9 protein-coding genes are annotated in these 14,064 nt (G+C 58.2%); 6 read left to right on the forward strand and 3 right to left on the reverse strand.

Translation table 11 applies throughout. The features are described from left to right. The first annotated feature begins 107 nt into the window (after nucleotides 1-107). From aceE to yacL, 5 genes are all read left to right on the forward strand, one after another. Nucleotides 108-2,771: a pyruvate dehydrogenase (acetyl-transferring), homodimeric type gene (gene aceE / locus ACJ8PI_RS18150; RefSeq protein WP_039567225.1), complete on the forward strand. Its 2,664-nt coding sequence runs from the start codon at nucleotides 108-110 to the stop codon at nucleotides 2,769-2,771. Between the two features lie 13 nt (nucleotides 2,772-2,784). Then, on the forward strand, nucleotides 2,785-4,668 hold the full coding sequence (aceF, locus tag ACJ8PI_RS18155; protein WP_060423006.1) for a pyruvate dehydrogenase complex dihydrolipoyllysine-residue acetyltransferase: 1,884 nt from the start codon (nucleotides 2,785-2,787) through the stop codon (nucleotides 4,666-4,668). Between the two features lie 233 nt (nucleotides 4,669-4,901). Next, nucleotides 4,902-6,326 (forward strand): dihydrolipoyl dehydrogenase, encoded by a 1,425-nt coding sequence (gene lpdA, locus ACJ8PI_RS18160; RefSeq protein WP_004937500.1) that lies wholly within the window; start codon nucleotides 4,902-4,904, stop codon nucleotides 6,324-6,326. Between the two features lie 514 nt (nucleotides 6,327-6,840). Further along, complete coding sequence (acnB, locus tag ACJ8PI_RS18165; protein WP_164134846.1) at nucleotides 6,841-9,438, forward strand: bifunctional aconitate hydratase 2/2-methylisocitrate dehydratase; 2,598 nt, start codon at nucleotides 6,841-6,843, stop codon at nucleotides 9,436-9,438. A 139-nt stretch (nucleotides 9,439-9,577) separates the two neighbouring features. Next, nucleotides 9,578-9,940 carry a protein YacL gene (gene yacL / locus ACJ8PI_RS18170; protein WP_004937507.1) on the forward strand — a complete coding sequence of 121 codons (363 nt, stop codon included), beginning with the start codon at nucleotides 9,578-9,580 and terminating at the stop codon, nucleotides 9,938-9,940. Between the two features lie 32 nt (nucleotides 9,941-9,972). Here the strand turns inward: yacL and speD are convergent, their stop codons facing one another. The 3 genes from speD to ACJ8PI_RS18185 all read right to left on the reverse strand — a co-directional run bounded on the left by speD (nucleotide 9,973) and on the right by ACJ8PI_RS18185 (nucleotide 12,130). Next, nucleotides 9,973-10,767, reverse strand: a complete 795-nt coding sequence (gene speD / locus ACJ8PI_RS18175; protein WP_004937510.1) for an adenosylmethionine decarboxylase — start codon at nucleotides 10,765-10,767, stop codon at nucleotides 9,973-9,975. Nucleotides 10,768-10,794: 27 nt separating this feature from the next. Then, entirely contained in the window at nucleotides 10,795-11,658 is an 864-nt protein-coding gene (gene speE, locus ACJ8PI_RS18180; RefSeq protein WP_041036651.1) for a polyamine aminopropyltransferase, read from the reverse strand. Nucleotides 11,659-11,782: 124 nt separating this feature from the next. Then, on the reverse strand, nucleotides 11,783-12,130 hold the full coding sequence (locus tag ACJ8PI_RS18185; protein ID WP_004937515.1) for a YacC family pilotin-like protein: 348 nt from the start codon (nucleotides 12,128-12,130) through the stop codon (nucleotides 11,783-11,785). Nucleotides 12,131-12,347: 217 nt separating this feature from the next. Here ACJ8PI_RS18185 and cueO point away from each other — a divergent pair, with 217 nt between their 5' ends. Continuing rightward, nucleotides 12,348-14,015, forward strand: coding sequence for a multicopper oxidase CueO (gene cueO, locus ACJ8PI_RS18190; RefSeq protein WP_164134845.1), 1,668 nt, complete (start codon nucleotides 12,348-12,350; stop codon nucleotides 14,013-14,015). The last annotated feature ends 49 nt before the right edge of the window (nucleotides 14,016-14,064 follow it).

Here is a 14,064-nt window from a genome sequence, read left to right on the forward strand (position 1 = left end):
AGTACTTAAGCGGCAACTAAACTGATGGGCCTGTCTTCGTGTGTTTTTGCACAGAGCACAGGAAGACAGGCTCCAAACAAACCATTAGACAGATAAGGAATACCACCATGTCAGAACGTTTAAACAATGACGTGGATCCGATCGAAACCCGCGACTGGCTGCAGGCGATCGAATCGGTCATCCGTGAAGAGGGTGTTGAGCGAGCTCAGTTTCTGATTGATCAGGTATTGGGAGAAGCCCGCAAAGGCGGCGTTAACGTTGCGGCCGGTGCTGCAGCGCACAACTACGTCAACACCATCGCGGTAGAAGACGAACCGGCCTACCCAGGCAACCTGGATCTGGAACGCCGCATTCGCTCTGCGATCCGTTGGAACGCGATCATGACCGTTCTTCGCGCATCCAAAAAAGACCTGGAGCTGGGCGGCCACATGGCTTCCTTCCAGTCTTCCGCGACCTTCTATGAAGTCTGCTTTAACCACTTCTTCCGCGCACGCAACGAGAAAGACGGCGGCGACCTGGTGTACTTCCAGGGCCACATCTCTCCGGGCGTTTACGCGCGTGCCTTCCTTGAAGGCCGCCTGACCGAAGAACAAATGAACAACTTCCGTCAGGAAGTGCACGGCAAAGGCCTGTCCTCTTACCCGCATCCTAAGCTGATGCCGGAATTCTGGCAGTTCCCGACCGTATCCATGGGCCTGGGCCCAATCAGCGCCATCTATCAGGCGAAGTTCCTGAAATACCTGGAACACCGCGGCCTGAAAGACACCTCTGAGCAGACCGTTTACGCCTTCCTGGGCGACGGCGAGATGGATGAGCCGGAATCCAAAGGCGCCATCACCATCGCGACCCGCGAGAAGCTGGACAACCTGGTGTTCGTCATCAACTGCAACCTGCAGCGCCTGGACGGCCCGGTCACCGGCAACGGCAAGATCATCAACGAACTGGAAGGCATCTTCTCCGGCGCAGGCTGGCAGGTGCTGAAAGTGATCTGGGGCGGCCGTTGGGACGAACTGCTGCGTAAAGACACCAGCGGTAAACTGGTTCAGCTGATGAACGAGACCCTGGACGGCGACTACCAGACCTTCAAATCCAAAGACGGCGCTTACGTGCGCGAGCACTTCTTCGGCCGTTACCCGGAAACCGCGGCGCTGGTCAAAGACATGACCGACGACGAAATCTGGGCGCTGAACCGTGGTGGTCACGATCCGAAGAAAATCTTCGCTGCACTGAAAAAAGCGCAGGACACCAAAGGCAAACCGACCGTTATCCTGGCCCACACCATCAAAGGTTACGGCATGGGTGAAACCGCGGAAGGTAAAAACATCGCTCACCAGGTGAAGAAAATGAACATGGAAGGGGTTCACCACTTCCGCGATCGTTTCAACGTGCCGGTTGCCGATGCTGACATCGAAAAACTGCCGTACATCACCTTCGAGAAAGATTCCGAAGAGTACAAATACCTGCACGAACGTCGCCAGGCGCTGAAAGGCTACGTGCCGACGCGTCTGCCGGAGTTCACCCAGAAGCTGGAAATGCCGGCGCTGGAAGATTTCAGCTCGCTGCTGGAAGAGCAGAACAAAGAGATCTCCACCACTATCGCCTTCGTGCGTGCCCTGAACGTGATGCTGAAGAACAAGTCGATCAAAGATCGCCTGGTGCCAATCATCGCCGACGAAGCGCGTACCTTCGGTATGGAAGGTCTGTTCCGTCAGATCGGTATCTACAGCCCGAACGGCCAGCAGTACACCCCGCAGGACCGTGAACAGGTGGCTTACTACAAAGAAGACGAGAAAGGCCAAATCCTGCAGGAAGGCATCAACGAACTGGGCGCAGCCTCTTCCTGGCTGGCCGCAGCGACTTCCTACAGCACCAACGATCTGCCGATGATTCCGTTCTACATCTACTACTCGATGTTCGGTTTCCAACGTATCGGCGACCTGTGCTGGGCAGCGGGCGACCAACAGGCGCGCGGCTTCCTGATCGGCGGGACCTCGGGCCGTACTACCCTGAACGGCGAAGGTCTGCAGCACGAAGATGGCCACAGCCACATTCAGTCTCTGACCATCCCTAACTGCATCTCTTACGATCCGGCTTACGCGTACGAAGTGGCGGTGATCATGCACGACGGTCTGGTGCGCATGTATGGCGACAACCCGGAAAACGTGTACTACTACCTGACCACGCTGAACGAAAACTACCACATGCCTGCGATGCCGCAGGGTGCGGAAGAAGGTATCCGCAAGGGTATCTACAAGCTGGAAACGCTGGAAGGCAGCAAAGGCAAGGTACAGCTGCTGGGCTCCGGCGCCATTCTGCGCCACGTGCGCGAAGCTGCGCAGATCCTGGCGAAGGACTACGGCGTGGGTTCCGACACCTACAGCGTGACCTCGTTCACCGAACTGGCGCGCGACGGCCAGGACTGCGAGCGCTGGAACATGCTGCACCCAACCGAAACGCCACGCGTGCCTTACATCGCTCAGGTGATGAGCGACGCGCCGGCGGTAGCTTCTACCGACTACATGAAACTGTTCGCCGAACAGGTTCGTACTTATGTGCCGGCCAGCGACTATCGCGTACTGGGCACCGACGGCTTCGGTCGTTCGGACAGCCGCGAAAACCTGCGTCACCACTTCGAAGTCGATGCATCCTACGTGGTGGTTGCTGCTCTGGGTGAACTGGCTAAACGCGGTGAGATCGAAGCTTCTGTGGTTGCCGATGCAATCAAGAAATTCGACATCAACCCGGAAAAAGTTAACCCGCGTCTGGCCTAAGAGGTACTGAATAATGTCTATCGAAATCAACGTACCGGACATCGGTGCAGATGAAGTCGAAATCACCGAGATTCTGGTGAAGGTCGGCGATAAAGTTGAAGCGGAACAATCGCTGATCACCGTGGAAGGCGACAAGGCTTCCATGGAAGTGCCATCCCCGCAGGCGGGCGTGGTGAAAGAGATCAAAGTGGCGGTCGGCGATAAAACCGAAACCGGCAAACTGATCATGATCTTCGAAGCGGCAGGCGCAGCGGAAGCTGCACCGGCGGCGAAAGCGGAAGAAAAACCGGCGGCAGCAGCAGCTGCCCCGGCTGCCGCTGCGGCCAAAGACGTTGCCGTGCCGGACATCGGCGCCGACGAAGTCGAAGTGACCGAGATCCTGGTGAAAGTGGGCGACAAGGTGGAAGCCGAGCAGTCCCTGATCACCGTGGAAGGCGACAAGGCTTCCATGGAAGTCCCTGCGCCGTTCGCGGGCACCGTGAAAGAGATCAAGATCGCGACCGGCGACAAAGTGAAAACCGGTTCCCTGATCATGGTGTTCGAAGTGGCCGGCGCCGCTTCCGCTGCGGCCCCGGCTGCGGCTGAAGCACCGGCTGCCGCTGCAGCGCCTGCGGCCTCTGCGGCCAAAGACGTCGCCGTGCCGGATATCGGCGGTGATGAAGTCGAAGTGACCGAAGTGATGGTTAAGGTGGGCGACAAGGTTGCCGCCGAGCAGTCTCTGATCACCGTGGAAGGCGACAAGGCCTCCATGGAAGTGCCTGCACCGTTCGCGGGGACCGTTAAAGAGATCAAGATCGCGACCGGCGACAAAGTGAAAACCGGCTCCCTGATCATGGTGTTCGAAGTGGAAGGCGCTGCGCCTGCCGCTGCCGCCGCTCCAGCCGCTAAAGCGGAAGCTGCGCCGGCTCCGGCCGCTGCTAAAGCCGCCGCTCCGGCTGCGAAAGCTGACGACAAAGGCGAGTTCGCCGAGAACGCGGCATACGTGCACGCGACCCCGGTCATTCGTCGTCTGGCGCGTGAATTCGGCGTTAACCTGGCGAAAGTGAAAGGCACCGGTCGTAAAGGCCGCATCCTGCGCGAAGACGTTCAGGCTTACGTGAAAGACGCGGTGAAACGCGCTGAAGCGGCCCCGGCCGCTGCCGGCGGCGGTCTGCCAGGCATGCTGCCATGGCCGAAAGTGGACTTCAGCAAGTTCGGCGAGATCGAAGAAGTCGAAATGGGTCGCATCCAGAAGATCTCTGGCGCGAACCTGAGCCGCAACTGGGTGATGATCCCGCACGTGACTCACTTCGACAAAACCGACATCACCGATCTGGAAGCGTTCCGCAAACAGCAGAACGAAGAAGCGGCCAAGCGCAAGCTGGACGTGAAGTTCACGCCTGTCGTGTTCATCATGAAAGCCGTTGCTGCCGCTCTGGAGCAGATGCCGCGCTTCAACAGCTCGCTGTCCGAAGACGGTCAGAAGCTGACGCTGAAGAAATACATCAACATCGGCGTGGCGGTAGATACCCCGAACGGCCTGGTGGTTCCTGTGTTCAAGGACGTGAACAAGAAGAGCATCACCGAGCTGTCTCGCGAACTGATGACCATCTCCAAGAAAGCGCGCGACGGCAAGCTGACCGCGGGCGAGATGCAGGGCGGCTGCTTCACCATCTCCAGCCTGGGCGGCATCGGGACGACCCACTTCGCGCCGATCGTCAACGCGCCGGAAGTGGCTATCCTGGGCGTCTCCAAGTCTGCGATGGAGCCGGTCTGGAACGGTAAAGAGTTCATGCCGCGCCTGATGATGCCGATGTCGCTGTCCTTCGACCACCGCGTTATCGACGGTGCCGATGGTGCGCGCTTCATCACCATCATCAACAACATGCTGTCCGACATTCGCCGTCTGGTGATGTAATGCAAAAGGGGCGCAGCATGCTGCGCCCCTGACGATTCTGTAGCAGTTTTGTCGGATTTTGCATAACTCGACAAAATTGTTGAGACACGGGTCACTCGAACACGCTTTGCAGATTATTAACAATTCTGTAAACTGCTCGCGGTGTAAGCGTCCCGGTGGATGAAGGGCGTTATGAGATCGATTAGCAATAAAAATGACGTCTGACCCGCCGGACAATCAATTAAGAGGTCATGATGAGTACTGAAATTAAAACTCAGGTCGTGGTACTTGGGGCGGGCCCGGCAGGTTACTCTGCAGCCTTTCGTTGCGCTGACTTAGGTCTTGAAACCGTTCTGGTTGAACGTTATTCCACTCTGGGCGGGGTTTGCCTGAACGTGGGATGTATCCCTTCCAAAGCACTGCTGCACGTTGCCAAAGTGATCGAAGAAGCCAAAGCGCTGGCCGAACACGGCATCGTTTTCGGCGAGCCGAAAACCGACATCGACAAAGTGCGCGTCTGGAAAGAAAAAGTCATCACTCAGCTGACCGGCGGTCTGGCTGGCATGGCGAAAGGCCGTAAAGTGAAAGTGGTCAACGGCCTGGGCAAGTTCACCGGCGCTAACACCCTGGTTGTGGAAGGCGAAAACGGCCCAACCACCATCAACTTCGACAACGCCATCATCGCTGCAGGTTCTCGCCCGATCCAACTGCCATTCATTCCTCATGAAGATCCACGCGTGTGGGATTCCACCGATGCGCTGGAGCTGAAAACCGTCCCAGAGCGTCTGCTGGTTATGGGCGGCGGCATCATCGGCCTGGAAATGGGCACCGTATACCATGCGCTGGGTTCACAGATCGACGTCGTTGAGATGTTCGATCAGGTTATCCCGGCGGCAGATAAAGACGTGGTGAAAGTCTTCACCAAACGTATCAGCAAGCAGTTCAACCTGATGCTGGAAACCAAAGTGACCGCGGTAGAAGCCAAAGAAGACGGCATCTACGTCACGATGGAAGGTAAAAAAGCGCCGGCAGAACCACAGCGTTACGACGCGGTGCTGGTGGCGATCGGCCGCGTGCCGAACGGCAAACTGCTGGATGCCGGCAAAGCCGGTGTTGAAGTTGACGAGCGTGGCTTCATCAACGTCGACAAACAGCTGCGCACCAACGTGCCGCACATCTTCGCTATCGGCGACATCGTCGGTCAGCCGATGCTGGCGCACAAAGGCGTGCACGAAGGCCACGTTGCCGCAGAAGTTATCGCCGGCATGAAGCACTACTTCGATCCGAAAGTGATCCCATCCATCGCTTACACCGAGCCGGAAGTGGCATGGGTGGGTCTGACCGAGAAAGAAGCGAAAGAGAAAGGCATCAGCTACGAAACCTCCACCTTCCCGTGGGCGGCTTCCGGCCGTGCGATCGCTTCCGACTGTGCAGACGGCATGACCAAACTGATCTTCGACAAAGAAACTCACCGCATCATCGGTGGCGCGATTGTCGGCACCAACGGCGGCGAACTGCTGGGTGAAATCGGTCTGGCTATCGAGATGGGCTGCGACGCGGAAGACATCGCGCTGACCATCCACGCTCACCCGACCCTGCACGAATCCGTGGGCCTGGCGGCGGAGATCTACGAAGGCAGCATCACCGACCTGCCTAACCCGAAAGCCAAGAAGAAGTAATTCTGCTGGCTTGACCGGTTAACAAGCGGCTCCTGATAAGGAGCCGTTTTTTTTGCTCAAACTCAGAAAGCGGTATTTTTGTGGCCGCCGCGCCAAATTTCGATCCCTCTGCTTATATCCATTCTAATTATATGGATATAATGCCCTGCTAGTCCGGCAGCCGATTACGCTGCGCTCAACGATTCAGCAAAGATTTAATGTTGCTTTTATGTGAACGAATTAACAACCGTTTCAAATCCTGATATGCTGGCTGAGCGGAACCGGGCACTGTACCTTACAGTCCAGGACATCGACAGCAGTGCCCCGTCAGGATAGATGGCATCAATATCGCCGTGCGCTCTACCCATCAGTCTTTCATGCTGTAACGCTGTTTGACCGTGTCTGTTTGCCCCAATCACCGTTTCGGGGCCTTTACGGGCCGATCGCCTAGCCACAGAGTGAAACCCCAAGGGTATAAACCCGGTTTGCATATACGCCAGGCACAATAAATGACAATGAGAGCGAGGAGAACGTCGTGCTAGAAGAATACCGTAAGCACGTAGCCGAGCGTGCTGCTGAGGGCATCGCCCCTAAGCCGCTAGACGCCACCCAAATGGCCGCGCTGGTCGAACTACTGAAGAATCCGCCAAAAGGCGAAGAAGAATTCCTGTTAGACCTGCTGATTAACCGTGTTCCACCGGGCGTCGACGAAGCCGCCTACGTCAAAGCAGGTTTCCTGGCGGCCATCGCCAAAGGTGAAGCGACATCCCCCCTGGTTACCCCCGAGAAAGCCATTGAACTGTTAGGCACCATGCAGGGCGGCTATAACATTCACCCGCTGATCGAAGCGCTGGATAACGAAACGCTGGCGCCTATCGCCGCGAAAGCGCTGTCCCACACGCTGCTGATGTTCGACAACTTCTACGACGTGGAAGAGAAGGCCAAGGCCGGTAACCCGCACGCCAAGCAGATCATGCAGTCCTGGGCCGACGCCGAATGGTACCTGTCGCGCCCTGAGCTGGCGGAAAAGATCACCGTCACCGTGTTCAAAGTCACCGGCGAAACCAACACTGATGACCTTTCTCCGGCGCCGGATGCCTGGTCGCGCCCGGACATCCCGCTGCACGCGCTGGCGATGCTGAAAAACGAACGTGAAGGCATCGTGCCGGATCAGCCGGGCAGCGTCGGCCCGATCAAACAGATCGAGCTGCTGAACAAAAAAGGCTTCCCGCTGGCTTACGTCGGCGACGTGGTCGGCACCGGTTCTTCCCGTAAATCCGCCACCAACTCCGTGCTGTGGTTTATGGGCGACGATATCCCGCACGTGCCGAACAAGCGCGGCGGCGGCGTGGTGCTGGGCGGCAAGATTGCGCCTATCTTCTTCAACACCATGGAAGATGCCGGCGCCTTGCCGATCGAAGTGGACGTGTCCGAGCTGAACATGGGCGACGTGATCGACGTTTACCCATACAAAGGTGAAGTGCGCAACCACGAAACCGGCGCGCTGATCGCCAACTTCGAGCTGAAAACCGACGTGCTGCTGGATGAAGTGCGCGCCGGCGGCCGTATCCCGCTGATCATCGGCCGCGGCCTGACCACCAAGGCGCGCGAAGCGCTGGGTCTGCCGCACAGCGATGTGTTCCGTATCGCCAAGCCGGTCGCCGCCAGCAGCAAAGGCTTCTCGCTGGCGCAGAAAATGGTCGGCCGCGCCTGCGGCGTCGCCGGCATTCGCCCTGGCGAATACTGCGAACCGAAGATGACCTCCGTCGGTTCTCAGGACACCACCGGCCCGATGACCCGCGATGAGCTGAAAGACCTGGCCTGCCTCGGCTTCTCCGCCGATCTGGTCATGCAGTCATTCTGCCACACCGCCGCGTACCCGAAACCGGTCGACGTGACCACGCACCACACGCTGCCTGACTTCATCATGAACCGCGGCGGCGTCTCGCTGCGTCCGGGCGACGGCGTGATCCACTCCTGGCTGAACCGCATGCTGCTGCCTGACACCGTCGGCACCGGCGGCGATTCCCACACCCGCTTCCCAATCGGCATCTCCTTCCCGGCCGGTTCCGGCCTGGTGGCGTTTGCCGCCGCGACCGGCGTAATGCCGCTGGATATGCCTGAGTCGGTGCTGGTGCGCTTCAAAGGCAAAATGCAGCCGGGCATCACCCTGCGCGATCTGGTGCACGCTATCCCTTACTACGCGATCCAGCAAGGCTTGCTGACCGTCGAGAAGAAGGGCAAGAAAAACATCTTCTCCGGCCGCATCCTGGAGATCGAAGGCCTGCCGGATCTGAAGGTCGAGCAGGCGTTTGAGCTGACCGATGCGTCCGCCGAACGTTCCGCCGCCGGTTGTACCATCAAGCTGGACAAGGCGCCGATCGAAGAGTACCTGAACTCCAACATCGTGCTGCTGAAGTGGATGATCTCCGAAGGTTACGGCGACCGCCGTACGCTTGAGCGCCGTATTCAGGGCATGGAAAAATGGCTGGCGGATCCGCAACTGCTGGAAGGCGATGCGGATGCGGAATACGCGGCGGTGATCGACATCGATCTGAACGAGATCAAGGAGCCGATCCTGTGCGCGCCGAACGATCCTGACGATGCGCGCCTGCTGTCCGACGTGGCCAACAGCAAAATCGATGAAGTGTTCATCGGTTCTTGCATGACCAACATCGGCCACTTCCGCGCGGCCGGCAAGCTGCTGGATCAGCACAAGGGCCAGCTGCCAACCCGTCTGTGGGTGGCGCCGCCAACCAAGATGGACGCGTCTCAGCTGACCGAAGAAGGCTACTACAGCGTCTTCGGCAAGAGCGGTGCACGTATCGAGATCCCGGGCTGCTCGCTGTGCATGGGCAACCAGGCGCGCGTGGCGGACGGTGCGACGGTGGTTTCCACTTCGACCCGTAACTTCCCGAACCGTCTGGGCACCGGCGCCAACGTCTATCTGGCGTCTGCCGAACTGGCTGCGGTTGCGTCCCTGCTGGGCCGCCTGCCGACGCCGGACGAGTACCAGACCTATATGGCGCAGGTCGACAAGACGGCGGCGGATACCTACCGCTACCTGAACTTTGACCAGCTGGGGCAGTACACCGAAAAAGCCGACGGCGTGATCTTCCAAACCGCCGTGTAAGCCGCTATATTGCGCAACTGTTTAACGGGAGGCCTTGGCCTCCCGTTTTATTTTGCTCAGTTGCCAACTTTGCGAGCGCTCACTGAGTTAGTCCGCCATTTATGTTTACACTAAGAAAAAGGGCTCAGGAGGGCATGCTATGGATTACGAATTTCTGCGTGACGTCACCGGTCAGGTGATCGTCAGATTTTCGATGGGGCATGAAGCGATTGGCCACTGGATCAACGAAGAAGTCAAAGGCGATTTCAACCTGCTGGACCGGATTGAAGCCGGTGCGGCCGAGGTCAAAGGCAGTGAACGTCAATGGCAGCTGGAAGGCCATGAATATACGCTGCTGATGGATGGTGAAGAAGTGATGATCCGCGCCAATCAGCTGGAGTTCGAGGGCGATGAAATGGAAGAGGGGATGAATTACTACGACGAAGAAAGCCTCTCATTCTGCGGCGTTGAGGACTTCCTGCTGGTGTTGAAGGCCTATCGTTCTTTCATGCTGAAATACTAAGCATCAGGGCGCGGCGTGCCGCGCCCTTTCCATCACAGATGCGGAATATTGCGGCCGTAATAGATTTCCTGCATCTCTTTCCATAACAGATCGGTGATCTGCTTGCGTTCGGCGGCGCTCAGCGCCTCCGGTTCCGCGTTGAACAGGTAGTGCTTCAGATCGAAATCTTTCAGCAACATCTTGGTATGGAAGATATTTTCCTGGTAAACGTTCACGTCCATCATGTGATACAGCGCCTTGATGTCTTCCGACATAAAGTTCTGGATCGAATTGATCTCATGATCGATGTAATGTTTCACGCCGTTCACGTCGCGGGTAAAACCGCGCACGCGATAGTCCATGGTGACGATGTCGGATTCCAGCTGGTGAATTAAGTAGTTCAGCGCCTTGAGGGGCGAAATGACGCCGCAGGTCGAAACCTCGATATCGGCGCGGAAGGTGCATAGCCCGCCTTCCGGATGGCTTTCCGGGTAGGTGTGTACGCAGATATGGCTCTTGTCCAGGTGCGCAACGACCGTGTTCGGCAGCGGGCCGGGATGCTCCGACGTATCGACGTCTTTCGGATCGATCGGCTCTTCGCTGACCAGGATGGTGACGCTGGCGCCCTGCGGCTCGTAGTCCTGACGCGCGATGTTCAGAATATTGGCGCCGATGATCGAGCAGGTTTCGCTCAGGATCTCGGTCAGCCGGTTGGCGTTATATTGTTCGTCAATGTAGGCGATATAGCCGTCGCGGTCGTCCGCGGTCTTGGCGTAACAAATATCGTAAATACAAAAACTCAGGCTCTTGGTCAGGTTGTTGAAGCCGTGCAGTTTTAGCTTATGCAATTTGGGCCACCTCCTTTATCTTCTCGCTTAACGTGTTACGTTCAGGGCATTGAGCAAATATTGCGGCAGGGCAAAACTGCCGACGTGAATTGCCGGGTTGTAATAACGACAGTGTAGGCCGCTTTGGTTAAAGCGCTGTTGCAGAGTAGGCAGATCGCGCTGGCGCAGCGCCGGGTTCTGGCTCGCCCAGGCAAAGGTCATGATGCCGCCGTAATAGGTCGGGATCGCCGCCTGATAGAAGCTGACGTCGGTAAAGTAGCGGCTCAGTTTGGCGTGGCTGTTGACCGCCTCGTCCTGTTGCAGGAAGCAGACGCCGTTCTGCGCGACGAAAATGCCACCCTCATTCAGGCAGCGGGCGCAGCCTTCATAAAACGCCGAAGTGAACAGGCTTTCGCCGGGGCCGATCGGATCGGTGCAGTCGGAGATGATCACATCGAAGGTTTCGTCGGTTTGGTTCACGAAGTTGACGCCGTCGTCGATCACCAGCTTGAAGCGCGGATCGTCATAGGCGCCGGCGCTGTGGTTGGGCAGGTACTGGCGGCAGAACTCGACGACACCGGCGTCGATCTCGACCATGGTGATCTGCTCCACGCCAGGGTGCCGGCTGACTTCGCGCAGCATGCCGCCGTCGCCGCCGCCGATGATCAGCACTTTCTTCGCCGCGCCGTGCGCCAGCAGCGGCACGTGGGTCAGCATTTCGTGATAGATGAACTCGTCGCGCTCGGTGGTTTGCACCACGCCGTCGAGCGCCATCACGCGCCCCAGCACCGGGTTCTCGAAGATCACCAGATCCTGGTGATCGGTCTTCTCGCGGTACAGCACCTTCTCTACCGAGAAATACTGGCCGAAGCCCGTATGCAGCGTTTCGTACCAAATTTCTTTCTGGGTCATGTGCGGGAAACTCCGTAATAACAGCCATGAAAAATCGGCGCAACATCATAGCTAACTCTGCCTGGCGATGCACGGTTGAATTTCAGACAGAGAGAGCGTTAGGCGGGCGGGAAAGGGGAAGGAATTAGTTGGCGTAGGCCAGCAGGCTCAAAGAGTCGCGCGCCAGCGATTTGCACTTCTTGGGCGTTGGAATGGCGATGCCGCTGAGATCGCGATAGCTGTCTTCGCCCAGCGCCTTCATATTGAAGCTGTTGTAGTTGCTCAAATCCCAGCGGTTTTGTTGCGCGAAATAGACGATGGCGCGTTTGATTTGCGCGTTTGGCAAATCGTTGTAGCCGCAATCATTTTTCAAATAAATAAATACCGCCGTCAGATCGGCCAGATCTTCCGCCTCGGATTCATTCAGCGCCAGACTGGCGTTGGAGAAGCCCAGCATCGCCAGCAACAGCATCGATAACGTTGTTTTTTTCATCATGAAATAGGCCTGTTTGTCGTTTGCTGACGTTACCACACTTGCCTGTAAAGGCACCAAATTTTATTGCTGCCGGGCCGGCGTTGCGTTTGCCAGCCATATTCTCTTGATTGTGAGGCATAGCTTAAAATACCGCCAGGAAAGGCTTGACCTTCCGCCAGGGGGAAGGTTTAGGCTGGCGGCATTGAGTTATGTCACTGAGAAAAGGGAGTCAGCGATGTTACGCCGTGATTTTATTAAATTAACCGCCGCACTGGGCGCTGCGAGCACATTGCCGTTATGGAGCCGGGCCGCCTGGGCGGCCGATCGGCCGGCCCTGCCGGTGCCGCCGTTGTTGACGCCGGACGCGCAGGGAAAAATTGCGCTGGCGCTGCAGGCGGGGGAAACCCGCTGGTTGCCCGGCGCCGCCACCAAAACCTGGGGATTCAACGGCGCGCTGCTCGGGCCGGCGGTGCAGCTGCAGCGTGGCCAGCCGGTGACGGTCGATATCAAAAACGGCCTGGCGGAGGCCAGCACCGTCCACTGGCACGGCCTGGAAATTCCCGGCGACGTCGATGGCGGCCCGCAGGCATTGATTCATCCCGGCGCGACGCGCACGGTGAATTTCACTGTCGATCAACCGGCGGCCACCTGCTGGTTCCACCCGCATACCCACGGTAAAACCGGCAGCCAGGTGATGATGGGGCTGGCGGGGCTGGTGCTGCTGGAAGATGAGGAGAGCGCCAAACTGCCGCTGCCGAAAACCTGGGGGCAGGATGATATTCCGGTGATCCTGCAAGATAAGCGGTTGGGCAAAGACGCACAAATCGAATACCGCCTGGATGTGATGAGCGCGGCGGTGGGCTGGTTTGGCGATCGCATGTTCACCAACGGCGCGCAGTATCCGCAACATTTGGCGCCGCGCGGCTGGCTGCGTCTGCGCTTCCTCAACGGCTGCAACGCCCGCTCGCTGAATCTGGCGGCCAGTGACAACCGTCCGCTGTATGTCATCGCCAGCGACGGCGGTTTCCTGACGGAGCCGGTGAAACTGACCGAGCTGCCGATGCTGATGGGCGAACGTTTTGAAGTGCTGGTGGATGCCTCCGACGGGAAAGCGTTCGACATCGTGACGCTGCCGGTGAAGCAGATGGGTATGACGCTGGCGCCGTTCGATCAACCGCTGCCGGTGTTGCGCATTCAGCCGTCGCTGGCGCAGGGCATCAAAACCATGCCGGACAGCCTGGTGAAGCTGCCGACATTACCCGCTGCCACCGGTATCCAGGAGCGTTGGCTGCAGCTGATGATGGATCCGCAGCTGGATATGCTCGGCATGCAGGCGCTGATGGATCGTTATGGTCACCAGGCGATGGCCGGCATGAGCATGAATCATGGCGCGATGGGCGGTGGAGACATGAAAGGCATGGACCACGGCAACATGAAAGGCATGGAAAAGGGCGGCATGCAGGGCATGGATCATGGCAACATGAAGGGCATGGATCATGGCAAGATGGCCGGGATGGATCACGGTGGCGCGCAGGGTAAAGCCAAACCGTTCGATTTCAGCCACGGCAACATGATCAACGGCAAGGCCTTCGACATGACCAAGCCGATGTTCGCCGCCAAACGGGGCCAGTATGAGAAGTGGACCATTTCCGGCGAGGGCGACATGATGTTGCACCCGTTCCATATTCACGGTACCCAGTTCCGTATCCTGTCGGAAAATGGCAAACCGCCGGCGGCGCATCGCAGCGGCTGGAAGGACACGGTGCGCGTCGAAGGGTGGCGCAGCGAAGTGCTGGTGCGCTTCGACCATCCGGCCAGCAGCGAACATGCGTACATGGCCCACTGCCACCTGTTGGAGCACGAAGATACCGGCATGATGATGGGCTTCACCGTCGGCGAATGATCGCGGCCCGTCGCTCAGGTGGCGGCGCGCTCGCGTCGCCACCGGCAAA

Source organism: Serratia sp. CY82433 (genome assembly GCF_052166535.1).
GTDB lineage: Bacteria > Pseudomonadota > Gammaproteobacteria > Enterobacterales > Enterobacteriaceae > Serratia > Serratia sarumanii.

Excerpts from the sequence above, each read along its gene's own strand:
- aceE (WP_039567225.1), top strand. The coding sequence starts at position 108 with ATGTCAGAACGTTTAAACAATGACGTGGATCCGATCGAAACCCGCGAC.
- aceF (WP_060423006.1), top strand. The coding sequence starts at position 2,785 with ATGTCTATCGAAATCAACGTACCGGACATCGGTGCAGATGAAGTCGAA.
- lpdA (WP_004937500.1), top strand. The coding sequence starts at position 4,902 with ATGAGTACTGAAATTAAAACTCAGGTCGTGGTACTTGGGGCGGGCCCG.
- yacL (WP_004937507.1), top strand. The coding sequence starts at position 9,578 with ATGGATTACGAATTTCTGCGTGACGTCACCGGTCAGGTGATCGTCAGA.
- speE (WP_041036651.1), bottom strand. The coding sequence starts at position 11,658 with ATGACCCAGAAAGAAATTTGGTACGAAACGCTGCATACGGGCTTCGGC.
- ACJ8PI_RS18185 (WP_004937515.1), bottom strand. The coding sequence starts at position 12,130 with ATGAAAAAAACAACGTTATCGATGCTGTTGCTGGCGATGCTGGGCTTC.
- cueO (WP_164134845.1), top strand. The coding sequence starts at position 12,348 with ATGTTACGCCGTGATTTTATTAAATTAACCGCCGCACTGGGCGCTGCG.